The following is a 19,692-nucleotide window of genomic DNA, read 5'->3' on the forward strand; positions in this document are numbered from 1 at the left end:
CGGCGTGAGCGAAGGCGTAACTCGCGTGATCAGGGACGTGACTCACGTGATTGGAGGCGGAACTCGAGTGTTACGCCTCCAATCACGCGAGTCGCGCCTTCGATCACGTGAGTGACGGGCGGCGTCACTCGCCGGCGGCGACACGGCGCGCGAGTTCCACGCGGGACCGCACCCCCAGTGCGGTGAATATGTTCCGCAGGTGGTGGTCCACCGTCCGGTGGCTGATCACCAGCCGCCGCGCGATCTCCTTGTTCGTCTCCCCCGCCGCCACCAGCCGGGTGATGGCGTCCTGTTGCGGGGTGAGGCCGGCGAGCGACCGGTGCGGTACGTCGACGGTCTCGCCCGCCGCCCGCAGCCCGGCCCGGGCCCGTTCGGCGAACCGGGTGGCGCCGACGTTTTCGAAGCCACGCAAGGCATCGCGGAACTGGTCGCGGGCGTCGCGGGTCCGGCGATGGCGTCGCAGCAGGGTGGCGTACGCGAACCTGGTCCTGGCGAGTTCCACCGCGCCGCCCGCCCGCCGGTGCGCCTCGACGGCCAGCCGGAAACGCCGTTCCGCCACGCCGGGATCCGACGCCATCAGCGCGTGACAGCGGTGGCTCAGCGCGAGCCAGCAGGGCTCCGCCCCGGCCAGGGTCCAGCGGTCGAACACCTCCAGCGCGGCACGGGCGCGTTCAGGACGCCCGGTGCTGACGGCCGCCTCGACGAGTTGCGGAGTGGCCAGCACGCGGATCACCGGCTGGTCGCCGGAGACGCCCGAAGCGAGATCTTCGAGCCTGCTCAGCGCGTCGTCGGGCCGGTCCTCGGCCAGGTCCAGGCACGCGTACGCCCACGCGGCGACGGCGGCGGGCCTGCCGAGGCCGCGTTCGGCGATGCCCTCGGCCGCCTCGTCGAGTTCCGGCGCCCGGTCGCCGAGGAGCGCGGCGGCCAGCCCCAGCAGCGTCAGATGTTCCATCCGCAGGTTGTGCGGCGCGTGCAGGCCGTCGCGGGACGCCGCCCGCGCACAGGGGATCCGGTCGAGCGCGATGGCCGAAAGCGAAAGGTAGACCAGCGCCCACGGCAGTTCCGCGTGCCGTTTGCCGAGCCGCGCGCGGCCCACCGCGGCCGCCGCGTACTCGTGCGCCTGTTCGGCGTGCCCGCGGGCGAAGGCCGCTTCGGCGGCCCAGACGGCTCCGGCGACGTCGGTGTCTGCCATCCCCTTGGCGACGGCTTCCTCCAGCGGAGCGACGGCGTCGTCGTGACGTCCCTCGTAAACCGAGGTCAACCCACGGAAGTGCGCGAACGCCAGCCCTTCACCGGCCGGGACCGTCCGCGCGAGGGCCCGGTAGCCACCCAGGTCGCCGCCGAGCCTCCGCGCCTCGCCCGCCAGCAGGAGCGCGGCGGCCGGATCGGGCAGCAGCCGCGCCGCCGTGCCGAGTTCGTGGGTGGCGACGGCGGGATCGCCGTCGCGCAGCTCGATCTCCCCGTGCAGCAACGCGACCGCACCCGGTTCGGCGTCGGCCCTCGACAGCAGCAGCCGCGCCCATCCCGGTCTGCCCGCCTGCCAGGCCGCGTCCGCCGCCGCCAGCAATCGGGCCGCCCGCGCGCCCGGATCAGCGGTCAGCGCGGCGGCGCGTTCGAGATGCCGCGCCGCCGCCGCGTGATCCGCCGCGGATGCCGTGGCGAGCGCGTCCGCGAGTGGCTCGGACGGCGTGGCCGTCGCCATCGCGCGATGCCAGAGCGCGTCCGGTCCCTCCTCGACGGAGGCCAGCCGCGCGTGCGCCGCACGGCGGTCGGCCGGTGACGCCGCCGCGTACCAAGTCGCCTTCCGCGCGGAAAAGTCCATGCAGGTGCCGAGAAACCGCAGACGCTCGTCGAGCGGCATCGCGTCGAGCTCGGCCGTGTACCGAGGCAGGCGGTCCCGCAGGATCGGCGAAACCGGCTCCCGTCCTGCCGCCTGCGCGGGCGTCAGCGAGGCCGCCAGCGCGACCAGGTCGGCAGGATTCCCGTCGCCCAGCTCGACCAGCTGCGGCCGGACACCGGCGGGCACACCACGGTCGCGCAGCACCTGATCGGCGGCGGATTCGCTCAACGGTGGCAGCTCGACGGAGTCGAACTCGTCCGACCCGGATCGCGACGCGAGCACCATCCCGACCGACGCGCCCGCCAAACGCCGGGCGGCGAAACCCAGTGCCGCCAAGGACTCCGGGTCGATCCAGTGCGCGTCGTCGACCCAGCAGATCGTCGGAGCCGAGACGGCGCCGAGCCGGTCTCGCGCTTCCGCGCCGCTGGAGACCGACGCGCCGAACATCCGCTGCAGGGCGCCGTACGGCAGCGTGCTTTCCGCCCGCAGACCCCGTACTCCGACGAGCCGGACGCCGAGGGTGGCACGCAGCTCGGCGAGCAGAGCCGACTTGCCCAGGCCCTCGGTGCCGCGGATCAGCACCGCGCGCCCGGCGGCCGAGCGCAGCCCACCGAAGAGGTCGTCCCTGCCCCGCAACGGGTACACAGGCATCCGCGCCTCCTCGAGATCCCTCTCGATGAAACACCAGGCGCAAGTGTTTCACAAGGTCTTGCTCGGCACCCGTCCCTCCACGAGCGCTCCGAGCAGCGTCGACGCCGCGTCGAGATCGGGGGTCCGGGAGGCGAGGACGTCCGAATACAGGAACGCCTCCCCCAGCCGCACGATGGCGTAGCAGAGGCTGTCCAGCCCGACGCTGGGCTCGAAGCCGCCCGCGTCGACGTCGCGGCGCAGGAGCTCGACGTGCGCGGCGATCACCCTCGGCTGGACCCGGCCGTCCGGGTCGGTGAGCAGCCTGATCGCCAGCACCGGCTCGTCGTCGAGGAAGCGGCGGAACCCCGCGCTCGCCGCGAGCACCGACCGGTACTCCCGCATGATCGCGAGACAGCGCAGTTCGCCGGCCGCGTTGCGCACCACGTCGCCCTCTTCGCGCTCCCAGGTGCGCGCGGCGGCCGTCAGGGTGCGCTCGGACAGGTAGTAGAGGGCATCACCGAGCAGGTCTTCCCGGTTTCCGACGCGACGGAACAGGGTGCTGCGCGAGATGCCCAGATCCTGGGCGAAGGCGGAGGTGTCGACGCGGACGCCGCGATCGATCCACCGGGCCGCCGCGCGGACTATGTCCTCGGCTGAGGGATTCACGATCGCCGATCGTACGGGCGCCCGGCCCGGGGAGGGCGACCGCGGAGCAAGACCGGCGATTTCACCGATGCAGGCGCCTCCGTCCGTTTGTCAGAGTCCATCACCACGGACTGTGTTCAACGGCGAACGGAGACGGCACCATGCGTAGTACGACCCGGATCCTTTGTGGACTGGCCACCGTCGCGGCACTCACTGTCGCCCCCACGGCCTACGCCGCCGAGAACCCCTACGAACGAGGACCGGACCCGACCGAAAGCAGCATCGAAGCCTCCCGCGGCTCCTTCGCGGTGTCGCAGACCTCCGTGTCGAGCCTGGCCGTCACCGGCTTCGGCGGCGGAACCATCTACTACCCGACCAGCACCGCGCAGGGCACGTTCGGCGCGGTCGCCATCTCGCCGGGGTTCACCGCGACGCAGTCGAGCATCGCGTGGATCGGCCCGCGGCTGGCGTCGCAGGGGTTCGTCGTGTTCACGATCGACACCAACACCATCTACGACCAGCCCGACAGCCGCGGCGACCAGCTGCTCGCCGCACTCGACTACCTGACCCAGCGCAGCACCGTACGCTCCCGCATCGACACCTCGCGGCTCGCCGTGGCCGGGCATTCGATGGGCGGCGGCGGTTCGCTCGAAGCCGCACAGGACCGGCCGTCGCTGCAGGCCGCGGTGCCGCTCGCGCCGTGGAACACGCAGAAGTCGTGGTCCTCGCTGAGGGTGCCGACGTTCATCATCGGCGGCGAGTCCGACTCCGTCGCGCCGGTGGCGTCGCACTCGATCCCGTTCTACACCAGCATTCCCGCCACCGCGGAGAAGGCGTACATGGAGCTGGACAACGCGAGCCACTTCTTCCCGAACACGGCGAACACGACCATGGCCAAGTACACGATCTCGTGGCTGAAGCGGTTCGTGGACAACGACACCCGCTACGAACAGTTCCTCTGCCCCGCCCCGGACGACCGCGCGATCAGCGACTACCGGGACACGTGTCCGCACGCCTGAGTGTCCTCGGCCCCGGCGCGCCCGCGCCGGGGCCCCCTTCCGCCGTTGGGAGTTCTTGCGTGACCCTGTCGACCTTCGAGATGTCCGGCGTATCGGTGACCTTCGGTGGTCTCGTCGCATTGTCGGACGTCTCCCTCACCGTCGCACCGGGCCGGGTGCTCGGGGTGATCGGCCCGAACGGGGCGGGCAAGACCACGCTGTTCAACGTCGCGTGCGGTTTCGTCCGCCCGGACACCGGCACGCTGTCCTGGCGCGGCACGGAACTGCGGCGGCTGCGCCCGCATCATCTCGCCGGCCTCGGCATCGCGCGCGGCCTGCAGGAACTCGGCCTGTTCGACCGGATGACCGTGCTGGAGAACGTCCTCGTGGGCGCGGGCAGGCACGCGAAATCCGGCTTCTGGTCTTCGTTGCTGGGGTTGACGAAGGACGAGAAGGCCCTGACCGAGCGGGCGATGAAGCAGCTGGACGACTTCGGCATCGCCGACGTCGCCCATCGCTACCCCACCAGTCTTCCTTACCCGACGAGGAAAAGGGTCGCTTTGGCGCGAGCGCTCGTGAGCGAACCCGACCTGCTGCTGCTCGACGAACCGGCCGGCGGCCTGTCGTCGGCCGAGATCGACGAGATCGGCGTGCTGGTCCGCGGCCTGACCGAAAGCATGTCGGTGATGCTCGTCGAGCACCATATGGATCTGGTGATGGGGGTCTGCGACGAGATCGTGGTGCTGGACTTCGGCAGGGTCATCGCCCGCGGCACCCCGGACGAGATCCGCGCCGATCCGGCGGTGCAGGCGGCCTACCTCGGCGAGGAGGTGGCCGGTGCTGACCGTTGAGCGGATCTCGGCGAGCTACGGCCCGGTGCGCGCGCTCGATTCGGTGAGCCTTTCGGCCGCCGAAGGCGAGATCACCGCGGTGCTCGGCGCGAACGGCGCGGGCAAGACCACGTTGCTGCGCACCATCTCCGGCCTCGTCCGGCCCGCGGGCGGCCATATCCGTCTCGGTGGCAGGGAGTTGAGCCGGGTGTCTACAGAGGACCTTCCCGCGCTGGGTCTCGCGCATGTTCCCGAAGGCCGCGGCGTACTGGCCGAACTGACCGTCGAGGAGAACCTGCGGCTCGGCGCGCTCGGGGCGCGCGGCCGGGTGAAGACGGCCGACCTGCACCGGATCTACGACCTCTTCCCCGTGCTCGCCGAGCGCAAGAACGGCCTCGCGCACGTCCTCTCGGGCGGCGAGCGGCAGATGCTGGTCATCGGCCGAGCGCTGCTCTCCCGGCCGAAGGTGCTGCTGCTCGACGAACCCTCCTTGGGTCTCGCGCCCAGGGTCGTGGCGCGGATCTTCGGGCTGCTGCGCGGTCTCGTCCACGACGAAGGCCTGGCCGTCGTGCTGGTCGAGCAGAACGCCCGCAGCGCGCTGTCCATCGCCGATCACGGTGTCGTGCTCAACCTCGGGCGGGTCGTCGTCCGGCGGGACGCGGCCGCGCTCGTCGCGGACGACGCGCTCCGGCACGCCTACCTCGGATTCTGAAAGGGAGCTTCGTGCAGCAACTGCTCACCACCGCGCTCACCGGCCTGACGCTGGGCGCGGTCTACGCCGCGTTCGCGCTGGCGCTCGTGCTGATCTGGCGGGCGACGCGGATCGTGAACTTCGCGCAGGCGCCGATGGCGATGATCACCACGTACGTCGCGCTCGTCCTGATCGACGCGGGCTGGTCGTACTGGGCGGGTTTCGCCGTCGCCCTGCTTTCGGGCCTGGTACTCGGCGCGCTGGTGGAACGGTTCGTGATCCGGTTCGTGTCCGGGAAACCCGAGATCAACGCCGTCATCCTGACCCTGGGGCTGTTCATCGTGCTGCACGCGCTGGCGGCGCTGGTGTTCGGCTCGCGGTACCGGTCGTTCCCGGCGCCGTTCGGGCTCACCGGTTTCCAGGTCGGCGGCACGACGATCGCGCTGACCGGGTTCGGCGTGTTCACCATCGCCGCCGTCGGCGTGGTGCTGATCGGGCTCGTGGTGCTGTTCCGCGGTACCGATCTGGGCCTGCGGATGCGGGCCGCGGCCTTCGACCGGGAGGTGGCCCGCCTGCTCGGGGTGCGGGTCGGGCGGATGCTCACCCTCGGCTGGGCGCTGGCCGCGCTCGCCGGTTCGCTGTCGGGCCTGCTGATCGCCGGCGGCGGCCTCGTCCATCCGTCCTATATGGACGGTGTGGTGGTGTACGGCTTCGTCGCCGCGGTGCTCGGCGGGCTGGACAGCCCGGTCGGCGCGGTCGTCGGCGGCGTCGTCCTCGGCCTGTCGCTGAGCCTGGTGAGCGGCTACGTCGGCGCGGAACTGGTGCCCCTCGCCGCGCTGGCCCTGCTCATGGCGGTGCTGCTCCTGAAACCCGGCGGCCTGTTCACGAGCGTTCACGAACGGAGGGTCTGACGTGCTGCGACGTCATCTGCTGGGCGCGCTGGCCGCACTGATCATCGTCGTGCTCGCGCTGGAGAACTCCGGGCCGTATCTCACCGCGCAGTTCACCACGATGGCGTATCTCGCGATCGCGGCGGGCGGCCTGACCGTCCTGACCGGACTCAACGGGCAGCTCTCCTTGGGACACGGCGCGCTGATGGCCGTCGGCGCCTATTCGACGGCGCTCCTGCTGAGGTCGGATGCCTTGCCGCTCCTGGTGATCCTGCTCCTGGCGATGGTGATCACCCTCATGGTCGGGGCACTCGTCGGCGTTGCCGCCGCCCGGTTACACGGGCCGTATCTCGCCGGGGCGACGCTCGCGCTCGCCGTCGCCGTCCCCGGTATCCCGTTGTTCTTCGGCGAATCGCTCGGCGGTGAGCAGGGCTTGCCGGTCCGGATGCCGGAGATCCCCGCCTGGCTGGCGGACGCAGCGTACTTCGTCACCGGCCAGGACCTCACGTCGATCCGTTACCTCGCTTACCTTTCGTGGTTCGCGGTGATCGCCGTGTTCGTCCTGCTGGCGAACCTGTCTCGCGGTCGCGTCGGACGCGACTGGCGTGCGGTCCGCGACGAGGATGTGGCCGCCGAACTGGCCGGGATCGACCTCGCCCGCACCCGGGTGCGGGCGTTCGTGGTCAGCGCGGGCTGCGCGGGGCTGGCCGGTGCGCTGATGGCCCTGTCCGCACGGTTGGCCGCGCCGAGCGGTTTCGCGCTGACGCTGTCGCTGCTGCTGGTGTCCGCGGTGGTGCTCGGCGGTCTCGGAAGCCTCACCGGAGCGTTCGCCGGGGCCGCGCTGCTGACCTTCCTGCCGCCACTGGTGACCGGCGCGGGAACGGATCTCGGCCTGTCGGACGTGCAGGCCGCGCATCTGGCGCCGTTGCTCTACGGCCTGGTCACCGTCCTGATCGTGCTGCTCGCACCGGCGGGCCTCGCCGGCGGGCTGCGGAAACTCATCCACTGGAGGCGAAGTTCATGAAACGCTGGACCAAGGCCGTGGCCGTCTTCCTGGCCGTGACGGTCACCGCCGCCTGCGGTGCGGGCGGCAGACCCGAGGGCGACCGGAAGGGCTCGACGGTCGGCGTCACCGACACGACCATCAAGATCGGGGCGCATTTCCCGCTGACCGGCGTCGCCGCGCCGGGCTACAGCGAGATCCCCGGCGGACATCAGGCGTACTACGACTACGTGAACGCGAATGGCGGTGTCCACGGCCGCAAGATCGAGTTCGTGGTGAAGGACGACGGCTACAACCCGACCACGACCAGCGCCGTGACCAACGAACTGGTGCTCAAGGAAGAGATCTTCGCGATGGTCGGCGGCCTCGGGACGCCGACGCACAGCGCCGTCGTCGACTTCCTGAACAACTCGAAGGTGCCGGATCTGTTCGTGTCGTCGGGTTCGCTGCGCTGGGGCGACGACCCGAAGAAGGCGCCGTTCACCTTCGGCTGGCAGCCGGACTACGAGATCGAGGGCAAGATCATCGGCGACTGGGTGCGCAAGAACCTGCCGAACGCCAAGATCGGCCTGTTCCTCCAGGACGACGACTTCGGCCGCGATGGCGAGAAGGGCGCGCGGCGCTACCTCGGCGAGCAGATCGTCGAGGTAGCGAAGTACTCGCCGGGCAACACCGACATCGCGCCGCAGATCGCGAAACTCAAGGCCGCGGGCGTGGATCTGGTGCTGGGCTTCACCGTTCCGTCGTACACCGCGCTCTCGCAATTGGCTTCGCTGAAGATCGGGTTCAAGCCGAAGTGGTTCTACAGCAACGTCGGCTCCGATCCCGCGCTCGTCGGCTCCCTGCTCGCGCGGTTCTCCGAAGGCAAGGTGACCAACGGCGCGTCACTCATCGACGGCGTGGTCACCACCGAATACCTGCCCGGTGTCGACGCGCCGGACAACGCGTGGACGAAGCTGTGGCAGAACGTCTGGAAGGCGCACGGCAAGGGCGGCGACCTGACGAACTACCGCATCTACGGGATGGCGCAGGCGTACACGTTCGTCCAGGCGTTGCAGGCGGCCGGAAAGGACCTGACGCGGGAACGGATCGTCGAAGTGCTCCAGCAGTCCGGGAAGACCTTCGCGGGACCGGGCCTGGCGCCGTTCCGCTACACCGGCGAGAACCACCTGGGCATTTCCGGGATGTCGGTGGTCGAGCTCAAGGGAGGCGTCGGCAAGGATCTGACCCCGGTACTGGTGACAGACCTCGGCGACGCCCCCATCGAGGCGAACGATTCGGCGGCGAACGACGCGCCGCCGCCGAACGGGATCGCCGGCAGCTGAGTCACCGTGCCGGCAGCACGCGTCCCCGCACCTCGCCGAACCCGATCCGCGAGCCGTTCGCGCCGGGCGCGGTGCCGGTGATCACGACCTCGTCGCCGTCCTGCAGGAAGGTGCGCTCCTCCCCCTTGACCGTGAGCGGTTCCTTGCCGCCCCAGGACAATTCGAGGAACGCGCCGCGCTGACGCTTCTCCGGCCCGGAGATCGTCCCGGAGCCGTACAGGTCACCCGTGCGCGACGACGCGCCGTTGACCGTCAGGTGCGCGAGCATCTGCGCGGGTGACCAGTACATCTCGCGGAACGGCGGGCGGCTGACCTCCTCACCGTTCCATTCGATGACGAGGTCGATGTCGAGCCCCCACGGGTCGCTCTCCCGCAGGTACGGCAGCGGCTCCGGATCGGTCTGCCCGGGCAGCGGGATCCGCGCGGCTTCCAGCGCCAGGATCGGCACCACCCACGGGGAGATCGAGGTCGCGAAGCTCTTCCCGAGGTGCGGGCCGAGCGGGACGTACTCCCACGCCTGGATGTCGCGGGCCGACCAGTCGTTGAGCAGGACCGCGCCGAAAACGTGGCGAGGGAAGTCGTCCGGCGTGATCGGGGTGTTCAGCGGCGTCCCGGTGCCGACGACGAACCCCATCTCCGCTTCGATGTCGAGCCGCGCGCTCGGCCCGAACACCGGCGCCGTGTCGGCCGGGGCCTTGCGCTGACCGCTCGGGCGCACGATGTCCGTACCGGAGACCAGGACCGTGCCGGAGCGTCCGTGGTAGCCGACCGGGAGGTGTTTCCAGTTGGGCAGCAACGGTTCCGCGTCGGGGCGGAACAGCCTGCCGACGTTCGAGGCGTGGTGTTCGGAGGCGTAGAAGTCGACGTAATCGGCGACCTCGATCGGCAGGTGCAGTGTCACCCGTCCGACTGGGTGGACCGCGCCGTCGGGGAGTTCGCCGGAGACCAGGTCGCGGATCCGCTCGCGGACCGCCACCCAGCGGTCGTATCCCTGTGCCATGAACGGGTTCAGCGTCGGCGCGGCGAACACGTCGTCGCCGAGCGCCGCGGCCAGGTCGACGACGGAGTCGCCGACGCGCACGCCGACGCGCGGGGAATCACCGTCGACGGAGAACACGCCGTACGGCAGGTTGTCGATCCCGAACAGGGAGCCTGCGGGGATGTCGATCGTGGTCATGCCTCTCCTCGGGGCGCCTCGAGCAGGCCGAGTCCGGCCAGTTCGGTCAGGGGGTCGGTGATGCTGCAGGTGCCGAACGACGTGAAGCCCGCGCGGACCGCGGCGACACGATCCGCGTCCAGCGCGCGGAGCCGCTCGGCGATGACGGCGCCGTCTCGTTCGGCGAGAACGGCTTCGGCGTCTCCGCCGGTGAGGACGGCGTCTGTGGCGAGCATCAGGTTGAGGAAACCGTGCTGTTCGAAGCCGGTCTCCGGATCGGTGTTGCGGAGTGCGTGATGCAGGCCCGCGGTGGCCTTGAACGGCACACCCGTGTCGCAGGCCGCACGGACCGCGGCGGCGAGTTCGGCTTCGTCGGGGTACAGGTCGGCGCGGACGCCGCCGGTGCGGAACTTCGCCCGGTGACCGGTGCCGGAAAGGGCGGTCAGCAGCGGGATTCGCCGCTCGTCACGCGGGATCTCGACGAAGACCGGCGCGGTGGCACGGGAAAGCGCGGCGAGCACCTCGTCCGCACCCATCCCGTCCGGGACGGCGATCTCGAGCGCTTCGAGCTTCACCGGGAGTTTGGCGACCGCGTCGAGCACGCCGTCGAGCTGCGCGGGTCCGCCGGGCAGGGTCACCGAGACCGGCAGCGGGGTCTCCCGGCCGTCCAGCACCTCGGCGAGGTCGCCGAGCGCGGTCGCGGCGATGACCAAGGGCCCGACGAGGCCGGCGTACCAGGCGGAGACGTGCTCGTCGTGCGCCGCGACGGCGTCCGGCAGCGGGGCCAGACCGGGCGGGAACACCGCGGCGTCGTCGCACAGCCCGGCGAAGAGCGCGGGAATCCGTCCGCCGTCCACCATGGTCTCCTCCTCGCCGATTTAGTTCACACTTTGACTATCCATCGGGCAGCGTAGTCCGGTCTTCCGGGGGACGGGAAGGCCTACTTGCGGCTCCGGGTGCCGAACTCGGCGCGGCTGGTGATCAGCTTGCCCAGCAGCATCACGAGGATGCGCTGTTCGGTCTCGGTCAACGCGTTCGTCCAGCCGAATTCGCGCTCGTTGTGCTCGCGGAAGACCGAGACCATCTCCTCCCGCCCCGCCTCGGTGAGCGACAACCGCACCGAACGTCCGTCGCGCTCGTCCGGTGCCCGGTCGAGCATGCCCTCCGCGACCAGCGTCTTGACCAGGTTCGACACCGCGGCCCGGCTCATCCCGGTCAGCCGGGCGGCGCTGGTCGGTTCGAGCGGTCCGGCGAGCCAGACCACGAACAGCAGCCGGAACGCCGACCAGGACCGCCCGCGCGGCCGGTGCACCGCGGCTTCGAGGTCGTAGGTCACCAGGTCGGAGGCGCGGTTGAGGGTCAGGAGCACCTCGGTCGCCAGCTGGTGGCGGAAGCCGTACTCCTGGGCGAGCCGCCGGTTCGCCAGCGCCACGAACGACCAGAAGTCCAGCCCGGCCGCGTCCACGTCTTCCATCGGCGAACACTAACCCGGTCCTGCGAAAATGGTCAAAGTCGAAACTACTTTTACGCGCTTGGAGATTCCTCCATCAAGGCCACGTGATCATGGACATCTCTCCATGGCGAGACATCGGTCCGGCCCTGTTTGCTGGGGCCATGAGCAGAACGGAAGTGCCACCAGGAACCGCCAAGGCGGTCCGCGTGGCCGCAGGCGACCTGATCCGCGTGATCGACGTCGACGGCGGCCAGGTCGGGGACGTGTTCGCCTTCCGCGACAGCGGAGGGGCCGAACTGACCGAGCACCACAGCGCGGCGCACACCCGCGCCGGCGTCGACAGGCTGTTCCCCGCGGTCGGCGAGGCCTTCCTGACCGACCTGCGCCACCCGATCCTCACACTGGCCGAAGACACCTCGCCTGGCGAGCACGACATGCTCATCCCGGCGTGTGACCCGGCTCGGTACGCCGCGCTGGGCGCACCGGACCACCGGTCCTGCGCCGCGAATCTGCGAGAGGCGTTGGCAGCGGAGGGCCTGAGCTTCGCCGGTCCGACCCCGCAGCCGATCAACGTCTTCATGCGCATCCCGGTCGGCGAGGGCGGACGCCTGAACTGGCTCACCGCGAACTCGCGCCCCGGCGACGCGGTGACCCTGCGGGCCGAGCTGGACTGCGTCGTCGTGGTCTCCGCCTGCCCGCAAGACCTTGTCCGGATCAGCGACGCCGGACTCTCCCCGCTCGCCATCGAAACCGTCCACAATGGAGGAACCAGGTCATGACGACCACCGTCGAACACCCCGCGCTCGCCCCGGTCACCCTCGGCGGTCTCGCGCTGCGCAACCGCTACGCCGTCGCCCCGATGTCCCGCGTCTCCGCGCGGCCGGACGGCACCCCGACCGGCGAAATGGCCGACTACTACGCCGAATTCGCCCGCGGCGGCTTCGGGCTGGTGTTCAGCGAGGGCACCTACCCCGACAGCGCGGCCAGCCAGGGCTACCTCAACCAGCCGGGCCTCGCGCGGGACGAGCACGTCGCGGGCTGGCGGGTGGTCACCGCCGGAGTCCGCGCGGCGGGCGGCCGGATGATCGCGCAGCTCATGCACGCCGGGGCCATCGCGCAGGGCAACCCGCACACCGTCGGCCCGTCGGCCGTCCAGCCGCGCGGGGAGAAAATGCGCGCGTACGGCGGTTCCGGGCCGTGGCCGGTCCCCCGCGAACTGACCACCGCCGAGATCGACGACATCATCGACGGTTTCGCGGCCGCGGCCGTGCGTGCCCGTCAGGCCGGCTTCGACGGCGTCGAGGTGCACGCGGCCAACGGGTATCTGCTCGACCAGTTCCTGACCGACTACACCAATCACCGCACCGATTCCCACGGCGGACCGGTCGCGAACCGGATCCGGCTGACCGCCCGGGTCGTGACCGCCGTCGCCGAGGCGGTGCCGGAGCTGGTGACCGGCGTGCGGTTGTCGCAGACGAAGGTCAACGACTTCACCTATCGCTGGCCGGGTGGCCGCGCCGACGCCGAGGTGATCTTCGCAGCGGTCACCGAGGCGGGCGTGCAGTACCTCCACATCGCCAGTGAGGGCCGGAACTGGCTGGAGACGGCGAAGCTGGCCGACGGCGGCACGATCACCGCGCTCGCCCGCGAGGTCACCGGGCTGCCGGTGATCGCCAACGGCGGGATGCACGACCTCGCGCAGGCACACGACGTCCTCACCGGCGGGCACGCCGACCTGCTGTCGATCGGGCACGGCGCGCTGGCCAACCCCGATCTGCCCGCCCGCGTCGCGGCGGCGGAACCGCTGGCCGAGTTCGACCGGGCGATGGTCTCCCCGACGGTCACGGTGGCGAACGCGCGCCGTTGGCGGGAGAGTCGGCAGGCGTGACTGAAGCAAGCTGGCACGGCGGCGCGGCCGCGGTCGCGACCCTGACCTTCGACGTCGACGCGGAGTCCCCGATCCTCGCCCGGGGACGGGGCTACGCGGACCACCTGTCGACCATGTCCCATCAGGCGTACGGACCCAGGGTCGGGGTGCCGCGCGTCCTCGATCTGCTCGACGAACTGGCCGTGCCCGCGACGTTCTTCGTGCCGGGCTGGGTCGCCGAACAGCGGCCCGGCCTCGCCGCCTCGATCGTGGAACGGGGGCACGAGGTGGCCCACCACTCCTACAGCCACCGGCCGCCGACCGCGATGACCGCCGCCGAGCAACGCGCCGATTTCGAACGGGGCATGGCGGTCTTCGCCGCACAGGGCATCGAGATCAGCGGACATCGCGCGGCGGGCTGGGAGTCCACATGGGACACTCCGGCGCTGGTGGCCGGACACGGGCTGAGCTACGACTCGTCGCTGATGGCCGACGACCGGCCGTACCTGATCGACACCGGGGCGGGCCGGATCGCCGAATTGCCGGTGCACTGGTCGCTCGACGACTGGGAGCAGTACGCGTTCCTTCCCGCACCGCACGTCGGCTCGGTGATCACGTCGCCGATACGGGTGCTGGAGATGTGGCGCGCCGAGCTGGACGCGATGCGCCGCTATCGGTGCCTGTTCAACCTGTGCCTGCACCCGTTCCTTTCGGGCAGGCCGGGTCGGCTTGAGGCGGTGCGCGCGCTCATCGAGTTCGGGCTCGGGCTCGGCGACGTCCGGTTCGCGCTCTGCCGCGACGTGGCGGCCGCGGCGCTGGCGGACCCCGCCTTGCCCGTGGAACCGTTGCGGCGCCTCGAAGTCGACCCCGCGGTCTATCCGGACTGACCCGCTTCGAGCGCCAGGAACAGGTCGACCCGGTCCGCGGTCCGCCCGACGTCGCGGCCGGTCAGCTCGGTGACCTTGGCCAGCCGGTTGCGCAAGGTGTTGACGTGCACGAACATGGCCGCGGCGGTGGCCGCCCAGTGGCCGTCGTGGTCGAGGAACGCCCGCAAGGTCGTCTCCAGTTCGCCGTCGCGGAGGCGGTCGTGCTCGCGCAGCGGCCCGAGCAGGGCGTCGGCGAAGGTGTGCCGCCACTGTTCGTCGTGCGACTCCAGCAGCAGCCGGTAGCTGCCCAGCTCGGCGAAACTCGCGGCGATCGGCCCGCCGCGCCTGCCACGGAGCACGCGGCAGGCTTCGCGGCTGCGCGACAACGGCGTCCGCAGTTCGGCCGCGCCCGGCACCGGGTCGGCGAGTCCGACGACCACGCGCCCACCGGAGAGCCGGTGCGAAACCGACGCCGCCAGCCGCGGCGCGAAGGCGGCGGGCGACTGCCTGCCCGAACGGAACGGCAGCACCGCGACGACGTCCTGGCTGCCCGCCGCGACGACCGCGGGGAGCCCGTCCGCCAAGAGGAAGTCCGTGACGGCCTCGGCCATCCCCGGCGGGGTGGCGGCTTCTTCACCGGCGAACGCCAGCGCGATCACCGCCAGCGGACCGTCCGGGTCGACCCCGAAGGCGCGCAGCCTGCCGGGCACCTCCGCGGCGCGCTGCGCGCCGGAGAGCACCATGTCCAGCAGTTCGACGGCGAACCGCATCTCGATCGCCTGCACCGCCTGGTGCCGGGCCACCTCCAGGCTGAGGTAGCGGGCGGTCTGCTCCAGCGCGTCCCGCTCCCCGCGGGTTAGCTCCGCCGCAGGACGCAGGCACAACAGCGCGGCGTCCGCGTCGCCGATCGCGCCGACGGGGAACAACGCCGCCCGCGTGCCCGCGCCGAGATCCGCCTCCAACGGCGGCGGATGCCCGGCCAGCGCCTCGGCCGCGGCGCGCGTCTGCCCGGCGTCCAGTTCGGCGCCGGCGGACGCCAGCTCCCGGCCCATCCGGTCCACGACCGCCAGCGGGAGTTCGTGTTCCCGGCGGAGGACCGCGAGCACCCCGGACGCGCCCGCGCCCCTCGACAGCGCCGAAGTCAGCTCGTCGCCTCGGCGCACCAACGACATCAGCGCGTTCTGCCGATCGGTGGCCTGGATCGCCGCGGCGGCGCGGGTGACCGCCGTGAACGGCACCGCCACCGAGATCTCCAGCAGCGGCAACCCGGCTTCCCGGCAGGCGTCGGCGAGCGCGGGCGGGGTGTCGCGTTGTTCCACGCGCAGGCCGAAGATGATCCCCGCCGCTCCGGCGCCGACCACCCGCGCGACGAAATCCGCCGGATCGACCCGGTCCAGCCACAGGCCGTTGGTCAGCACGACCTCGTGCTCGCGCACGTACGGTCCCGGATCGGGGAGCTCGGTGTTGTGCACCCACAACACCTGCCCGGCCAGTGCGCCGTCGCGGCCGGGGACGACCACCCGCAGTTCCAGGGCCGGGTCCTCGACCAGTGCCGCCAAGGTCAGCATGGCTGTGAATATATCCAGCCGCGCCGGTCCTTCATGGATGAACGGCCATTTCATCGTTTTGTCATGAGCCCTGGTTAGCGTGCCTCGGAGACCCTTCAGGATTCGAGGAGCCCCACTGTGACGGCAGTTTCGAGCACGATCGCCGAGCGCTACACCCTGCTCGAGAAGTTGGGCGGCGACGGGACGGCCGTGCTGTGGCGCGGCGAGGACGGGCCGGACGGTCCCCCGGTCGTGATCAAGCAACTGCCGCTTCCCACGCACGAACCCGCCCGCGTGAAGCGGCTCCAGGAGGAAGCTCGTGTCGCGGTGGATCACCCGTCGGTGGTGCCCGTCCGGGATGTCGTGGTCGCGGACGGAAGTGCGTTCGTCGTGATGGATCCGGTGGAGGGACGGACCCTGGAGGGCCTGGCGTCCGCGGGGCCGCTGTCGCCGCGGTTCGTGGCCGACCTCGGCGGGAAGGTCCTCGGCGCGCTCACCGCCGCGCACACGGCGGGCGTCGTGCACGGGGACGTGCGGCCCGCGAACATCCTGGTGGCTCCCGACGGTGCGGTGAAGCTGATCGGCTTCGGGATCGCCAAGGCCCTCGACCCGGCGGGCACACCGGCCTTCCTCGCCCCCGAAACGATCGCTGGACACGAAGGCACGCCCCATTCCGACCTCTGGTCGCTCGGCGTGACCCTGCTCAGCGCGAGCGAGGGCGGGAACTTCTTCCAGCGGGCGAACGTCGCGGCCACGCTGTACGCCGTCGTCAACGAGCAGCCCGCCATCGACCGGACGCCCCGCCCGCTCGCGGACGTCCTGCGCGGGCTGCTGGCGAAAGCGCCGCACGCGCGCATGCTGCCGGATCAAGCGCTCCCGTTACTGGCCCAGGCCGCGAGCGGGATCGAAACGCCGGTGCAGATCCCGCCGACGCGTCCCGGCCTGACACCGCCGTCGGTCTTCGCGGTACTGACCGGGGTGGCGAGCATGCTCTTCGGTTTCTTCGTGCTGACGGACGCGATGCTGGTCCACTACGTGTACCTGATGCACTGGCATTGGGTGCCACTGTTGCTCTGTCATGTCGCCCTCGTCTTGTCGGGGGTGTTTTCGGTGGCCGGCGGCGGGCTCCTGCTCGCCAACGTCCGCCGCGGGCAGGTCATGATCACCGTCGGCGGCGGGCTGACGCTGTTCAGCCTGCTTCTGCTGAAGGCGCTGGATGAAGCGGAGTACCTGGGTCTTCCTCTACAACCGGGGCTTACCCTCGACCTCCTCGCCATCGTCTTCGCCGTGCTCTTGACCATCACCGTGTGGTTCGTGCCGGCGAAACGCCCTGCTGTGGGCTGATCCGCTCACAGCAGAGAAACCGGCGGGCGAGCAGGCCCCGGCGGCATGGTCGGGGCATGAGCGACAACGAGAAGCAGCCACTCTTCGACCAACGGCAACGGGAACGGTTCTTCAGCCAGCGTGTGCTGGTCCTCGACGGCCCGCTCGACGACGACAACGGGACGGTCCTCACCACCCAGCTGCTGTCACTGGCGAGCGAGGACCCGCGCAAGGACATCGCGCTGTGGATCCACTCGCCGGGCGGTTCGGTCCCGTCGATGCTGGCGATCCGGGACGTGATGCGGCTCGTGCCGTGCGACGTCGCCACCCTCGCGCTGGGGCTGGCGTGCAGTGCCGGGCAGTTCCTGCTCTCCGCGGGCACCCCGGGCAAACGGTTCGCCCTGCCGCACGCGCGGATCCTGATGCACCAGGGTTCGGCGGGCATCGGCGGCTCGGCCGTCGAGGTGGAGGTGCAGGCGGACGACCTGCGCTACACGCGCGACACGGTGCTCGGGCTCATCGCCGACGACACCGGGCAGCCCATCGACCGGATCTTCGCCGATTCGCTGCACGATCGCTGGTTCACCACCGGACAGGCCCGCGAATACGGCTTCATCGACCACATCGTCGAAAGCCTCGACCAGGTCGTCCCCGTCCGCACCCACAAACTCGGCCTCGGCACGGAAAGGGGTGCGGGCAAGTGAGCACCTACACCATCCCCAACGTCATCTCCCGCAGCCCCGCCGGCGAGCGGATCATGGACGTCTACTCGCATCTGCTGTCGGAGCGGATCATCTACCTCGGGACCGCGATCGACTCCGGGGTGGCAAACGCCCTGATCACGCAGCTGCTGTACCTGGAGGCGGACAACCCCGAGCAGGAGATCAACCTCTACATCAACACCGAGGGCGGCGACCCGTCGGCGATGCTCGCGCTGTACGACACCATGCGCTTCATCAAGGCGCCGGTGGCGACGACCTGTGTCGGCCAGGCCGTCGCGGCGGGCGCGATCCTGCTGGCCGCGGGTGAGGCGGGGCACCGGTTCGTGCTGCCGCACACGCGGGTGGTGCTGCACCAGCCCGCGGCGCAGGGGCGCGGCACGATCCCGGACCTCATCCTGCAGGCCGACGAGGTCGTGCGGGTGCGGACGCAGCTGGAGGAGATCCTTTCCGCCCACACCGGCCGCGCCGTCTCGGACCTGCGGCACGACACCGACCGGGACCGCGTGTTCGACGCGGCGGGCGCCGTCGCCTACGGGCTGGCGGACCGCGTCCTCGACGAACGTGCCTAGGCGGCCATGAGCACGGGCCCTCGCGGACGGCGGCCGACCGCGAGGCCCGTGCTGCCGCCCCGGCTGATCGTGCCCGCGATCCCGAAGAGCAGCTCCGCCAGGTCGAGCCCGAGCGCGCCGGTGACCGCGGCGATCATCTCGCTCGACGGCTCCTTGCGGCCGCGCTCGATCTCCGAGAGGTACTGCGGCGAGATCCCCGCGCGTTCCGCGACGTCGACGAGGCGGCCGCCCTGTTCCTCCCGCGCGGCGCGCAGGCTCCGGCCCAGCACGTCACGCCACAGCGGTTCCGGTTCGGGGCGCTTCTGCTGGAAAGGAAGGATGTCCGCCATACGGTCATCGTGACATCGGGCCGGGGCCCGCGTACGCCGTTCCGCTCAAGGCGAAACCGGGTCCCGGAACGCGCGACGGTACGCGCCCGGCGTCGTGCCGACCTGGTCGCGGAAGCGGCGGCGGAGGTTCACGGCCGACGTCAGCCCGACGCGGGACGCGATCACCTCCACCGGGAGGCCGGTCTCCTCCAGCAGGGTGCGCGCTTCGGTCACCCGGCGCGTCAGCAGCCACGCGCCCGGCGTGGTGCCGAGCTGATCGGCGAAACGCCGGGCCAGCGTGCGCGGCGAGACGTTGAGGTGCGCGGCCAGATCGGCCACCGACAACGGCGTCCCGAGGCGGGTGCCTGCCCATTCGAGGAGACCGTCCAGCTCGTCGCCGGGCGGCGGGGCCGGGACGAACTGCGCCTGCCCGCCGTCGCGATGCGGCGGCATCACCATGTGCCGGGCGACGAGGGCGGCGTGCGCGGCGCCGTGGTCACGCCGGACGAGGTGCAGGCAGAGATCGATCCCCGCGCCCGCCCCGGCGCTCGTGGCGACGTCTCCGTGGTCCACGTAGAGCACGTCCGGTTCCACCTGGATCAGCGGGAATTCCTCCCGCAGCTGGGCGGCGCGCGCCCAATGCGTGGTCGCCGACCTGCCGTCGAGCAGCCCGGTGCGGGCCAGAGCGAAGACACCGGAGCAGATCGTGACGAGCCGCGCTCCCCTGGCGTGCGCGCGCAGGAGCGCCCGGCGCACGGGGGCCGACAGCGGCGCCTCGACCGGGGACCAGCCGGGGATGAGCACGGTGTCGGCGTCCGCCAGCGCGGAAAGTCCCCGCCTCACGGACATCGCGTACCCGGCCGTGGTCGGCACCGGGCCGGGCTTCTCCGTGCAGACGTCGAACTCGTAGTACTTCGGCACCCCGGCCCGCTCCGTGCCGAAGACCTCGGCGGCGATCCCGAGCTCGAACGTCGACTGCACCGGCCGCACCAGTGCCCTCACGCGATGCATGGCAAGAAAGTACCCCAT

The 19,692-nt window shown here is 71.2% G+C and carries 20 protein-coding genes; 12 read left to right on the top strand and 8 right to left on the bottom strand.

From position 1 onward, the window contains the following. Positions 1-124 precede the first annotated feature (124 nt). Both DMC61_RS42010 and DMC61_RS10145 read right to left on the bottom strand, forming a co-directional pair. Entirely contained in the window at positions 125-2,491 is a 2,367-nt protein-coding gene (locus DMC61_RS42010) for a LuxR family transcriptional regulator (RefSeq protein WP_125688704.1), read from the bottom strand. Between the two features lie 48 nt (positions 2,492-2,539). Next, positions 2,540-3,136 carry a QsdR family transcriptional regulator gene (locus DMC61_RS10145; RefSeq protein WP_038511150.1) on the bottom strand — a complete coding sequence of 199 codons (597 nt, stop codon included), beginning with the start codon at positions 3,134-3,136 and terminating at the stop codon, positions 2,540-2,542. A gap of 140 nt (positions 3,137-3,276) precedes the next feature. Between DMC61_RS10145 and DMC61_RS10150 the strand changes: the two genes are divergently transcribed. Genes DMC61_RS10150 through DMC61_RS10175 form a run of 6 tightly spaced genes read left to right on the top strand, consistent with a single transcriptional unit; the run spans position 3,277 to position 8,852 of the window. Continuing rightward, positions 3,277-4,134, top strand: coding sequence for a serine aminopeptidase domain-containing protein (locus tag DMC61_RS10150; protein WP_016335551.1), 858 nt, complete (start codon positions 3,277-3,279; stop codon positions 4,132-4,134). 59 nt (positions 4,135-4,193) lie between these two features. Beyond that, positions 4,194-4,964, top strand: a complete 771-nt coding sequence (locus tag DMC61_RS10155; RefSeq protein ID WP_370456395.1) for an ABC transporter ATP-binding protein — start codon at positions 4,194-4,196, stop codon at positions 4,962-4,964. After that, a complete protein-coding gene (locus DMC61_RS10160) occupies positions 4,951-5,655 on the top strand; it encodes an ABC transporter ATP-binding protein (protein WP_125688706.1) in 705 nt (234 codons plus the stop codon). Before DMC61_RS10155 ends, DMC61_RS10160 begins: the two co-directional genes overlap by 14 nt. An 11-nt stretch (positions 5,656-5,666) precedes the next feature. After that, positions 5,667-6,545, top strand: coding sequence for a branched-chain amino acid ABC transporter permease (locus DMC61_RS10165; RefSeq protein WP_125688708.1), 879 nt, complete (start codon positions 5,667-5,669; stop codon positions 6,543-6,545). Between the two features lies 1 nt (position 6,546). Continuing rightward, positions 6,547-7,548, top strand: coding sequence for a branched-chain amino acid ABC transporter permease (locus DMC61_RS10170; protein ID WP_125688710.1), 1,002 nt, complete (start codon positions 6,547-6,549; stop codon positions 7,546-7,548). After that, positions 7,545-8,852, top strand: a complete 1,308-nt coding sequence (locus tag DMC61_RS10175) for an ABC transporter substrate-binding protein (protein ID WP_125688712.1) — start codon at positions 7,545-7,547, stop codon at positions 8,850-8,852. Before DMC61_RS10170 ends, DMC61_RS10175 begins: the two co-directional genes overlap by 4 nt. 1 nt (position 8,853) lies before the next feature. Here the strand turns inward: DMC61_RS10175 and fahA are convergent, their stop codons facing one another. From fahA to DMC61_RS10190, 3 genes are all read right to left on the bottom strand, one after another. Continuing rightward, positions 8,854-10,029 (bottom strand): fumarylacetoacetase, encoded by a 1,176-nt coding sequence (fahA, locus tag DMC61_RS10180; RefSeq protein ID WP_125688714.1) that lies wholly within the window; start codon positions 10,027-10,029, stop codon positions 8,854-8,856. Beyond that, a complete protein-coding gene (locus DMC61_RS10185; protein WP_125688716.1) occupies positions 10,026-10,868 on the bottom strand; it encodes a hypothetical protein in 843 nt (280 codons plus the stop codon). Before DMC61_RS10185 ends, fahA begins: the two co-directional genes overlap by 4 nt. Before the next feature lie 80 nt (positions 10,869-10,948). After that, positions 10,949-11,482, bottom strand: coding sequence for a MarR family winged helix-turn-helix transcriptional regulator (locus DMC61_RS10190; RefSeq protein ID WP_125688718.1), 534 nt, complete (start codon positions 11,480-11,482; stop codon positions 10,949-10,951). A 140-nt stretch (positions 11,483-11,622) separates the two neighbouring features. Here DMC61_RS10190 and DMC61_RS10195 point away from each other — a divergent pair, with 140 nt between their 5' ends. Genes DMC61_RS10195 through DMC61_RS10205 form a run of 3 tightly spaced genes read left to right on the top strand, consistent with a single transcriptional unit; the run spans position 11,623 to position 14,215 of the window. After that, complete coding sequence (locus DMC61_RS10195; protein ID WP_125688720.1) at positions 11,623-12,240, top strand: DUF1989 domain-containing protein; 618 nt, start codon at positions 11,623-11,625, stop codon at positions 12,238-12,240. Continuing rightward, positions 12,237-13,349 (top strand): tRNA-dihydrouridine synthase, encoded by a 1,113-nt coding sequence (locus tag DMC61_RS10200; protein ID WP_125688722.1) that lies wholly within the window; start codon positions 12,237-12,239, stop codon positions 13,347-13,349. Before DMC61_RS10195 ends, DMC61_RS10200 begins: the two co-directional genes overlap by 4 nt. Then, positions 13,346-14,215: a polysaccharide deacetylase gene (locus DMC61_RS10205; RefSeq protein WP_125688724.1), complete on the top strand. Its 870-nt coding sequence runs from the start codon at positions 13,346-13,348 to the stop codon at positions 14,213-14,215. The genes DMC61_RS10200 and DMC61_RS10205 overlap by 4 nt, the downstream gene beginning before the upstream one ends. Here DMC61_RS10205 and DMC61_RS10210 read toward each other — a convergent pair. Then, on the bottom strand, positions 14,203-15,762 hold the full coding sequence (locus DMC61_RS10210) for a PucR family transcriptional regulator (protein WP_125688726.1): 1,560 nt from the start codon (positions 15,760-15,762) through the stop codon (positions 14,203-14,205). The genes DMC61_RS10205 and DMC61_RS10210 overlap by 13 nt on opposite strands. A gap of 117 nt (positions 15,763-15,879) precedes the next feature. On the opposite strand from DMC61_RS10210, the gene DMC61_RS10215 reads away from it, so the two are divergent. The 3 genes from DMC61_RS10215 to DMC61_RS10225 are packed head-to-tail and all read left to right on the top strand — an operon-like array spanning position 15,880 to position 18,355. Continuing rightward, positions 15,880-17,085 carry a serine/threonine-protein kinase gene (locus DMC61_RS10215; RefSeq protein WP_125688728.1) on the top strand — a complete coding sequence of 402 codons (1,206 nt, stop codon included), beginning with the start codon at positions 15,880-15,882 and terminating at the stop codon, positions 17,083-17,085. Positions 17,086-17,141: 56 nt separating this feature from the next. After that, positions 17,142-17,768, top strand: coding sequence for a ClpP family protease (locus tag DMC61_RS10220; protein ID WP_125688730.1), 627 nt, complete (start codon positions 17,142-17,144; stop codon positions 17,766-17,768). Further along, positions 17,765-18,355, top strand: a complete 591-nt coding sequence (locus DMC61_RS10225; protein ID WP_016335566.1) for a ClpP family protease — start codon at positions 17,765-17,767, stop codon at positions 18,353-18,355. Before DMC61_RS10220 ends, DMC61_RS10225 begins: the two co-directional genes overlap by 4 nt. Here the strand turns inward: DMC61_RS10225 and DMC61_RS10230 are convergent. Both DMC61_RS10230 and DMC61_RS10235 read right to left on the bottom strand, forming a co-directional pair. Further along, positions 18,352-18,684 carry a helix-turn-helix domain-containing protein gene (locus DMC61_RS10230; RefSeq protein ID WP_016335567.1) on the bottom strand — a complete coding sequence of 111 codons (333 nt, stop codon included), beginning with the start codon at positions 18,682-18,684 and terminating at the stop codon, positions 18,352-18,354. The genes DMC61_RS10225 and DMC61_RS10230 overlap by 4 nt on opposite strands. 45 nt (positions 18,685-18,729) lie before the next feature. Continuing rightward, complete coding sequence (locus DMC61_RS10235; protein ID WP_125688732.1) at positions 18,730-19,674, bottom strand: GlxA family transcriptional regulator; 945 nt, start codon at positions 19,672-19,674, stop codon at positions 18,730-18,732. Positions 19,675-19,692: the final 18 nt, after the last annotated feature.

Source organism: Amycolatopsis sp. WAC 04169, from assembly GCF_003947535.1.
Lineage (GTDB): Bacteria > Actinomycetota > Actinomycetes > Mycobacteriales > Pseudonocardiaceae > Amycolatopsis > Amycolatopsis keratiniphila.

Excerpts from the sequence above, each read along its gene's own strand:
- DMC61_RS10190 (WP_125688718.1), bottom strand. The coding sequence starts at position 11,482 with ATGGAAGACGTGGACGCGGCCGGGCTGGACTTCTGGTCGTTCGTGGCG.
- DMC61_RS10175 (WP_125688712.1), top strand. The coding sequence starts at position 7,545 with ATGAAACGCTGGACCAAGGCCGTGGCCGTCTTCCTGGCCGTGACGGTC.
- DMC61_RS42010 (WP_125688704.1), bottom strand. The coding sequence starts at position 2,491 with ATGCCTGTGTACCCGTTGCGGGGCAGGGACGACCTCTTCGGTGGGCTG.
- fahA (WP_125688714.1), bottom strand. The coding sequence starts at position 10,029 with ATGACCACGATCGACATCCCCGCAGGCTCCCTGTTCGGGATCGACAAC.
- DMC61_RS10195 (WP_125688720.1), top strand. The coding sequence starts at position 11,623 with ATGAGCAGAACGGAAGTGCCACCAGGAACCGCCAAGGCGGTCCGCGTG.
- DMC61_RS10220 (WP_125688730.1), top strand. The coding sequence starts at position 17,142 with ATGAGCGACAACGAGAAGCAGCCACTCTTCGACCAACGGCAACGGGAA.
- DMC61_RS10230 (WP_016335567.1), bottom strand. The coding sequence starts at position 18,684 with ATGGCGGACATCCTTCCTTTCCAGCAGAAGCGCCCCGAACCGGAACCG.
- DMC61_RS10235 (WP_125688732.1), bottom strand. The coding sequence starts at position 19,674 with ATGCATCGCGTGAGGGCACTGGTGCGGCCGGTGCAGTCGACGTTCGAG.
- DMC61_RS10210 (WP_125688726.1), bottom strand. The coding sequence starts at position 15,762 with ATGCTGACCTTGGCGGCACTGGTCGAGGACCCGGCCCTGGAACTGCGG.
- DMC61_RS10185 (WP_125688716.1), bottom strand. The coding sequence starts at position 10,868 with ATGGTGGACGGCGGACGGATTCCCGCGCTCTTCGCCGGGCTGTGCGAC.
- DMC61_RS10200 (WP_125688722.1), top strand. The coding sequence starts at position 12,237 with ATGACGACCACCGTCGAACACCCCGCGCTCGCCCCGGTCACCCTCGGC.
- DMC61_RS10150 (WP_016335551.1), top strand. The coding sequence starts at position 3,277 with ATGCGTAGTACGACCCGGATCCTTTGTGGACTGGCCACCGTCGCGGCA.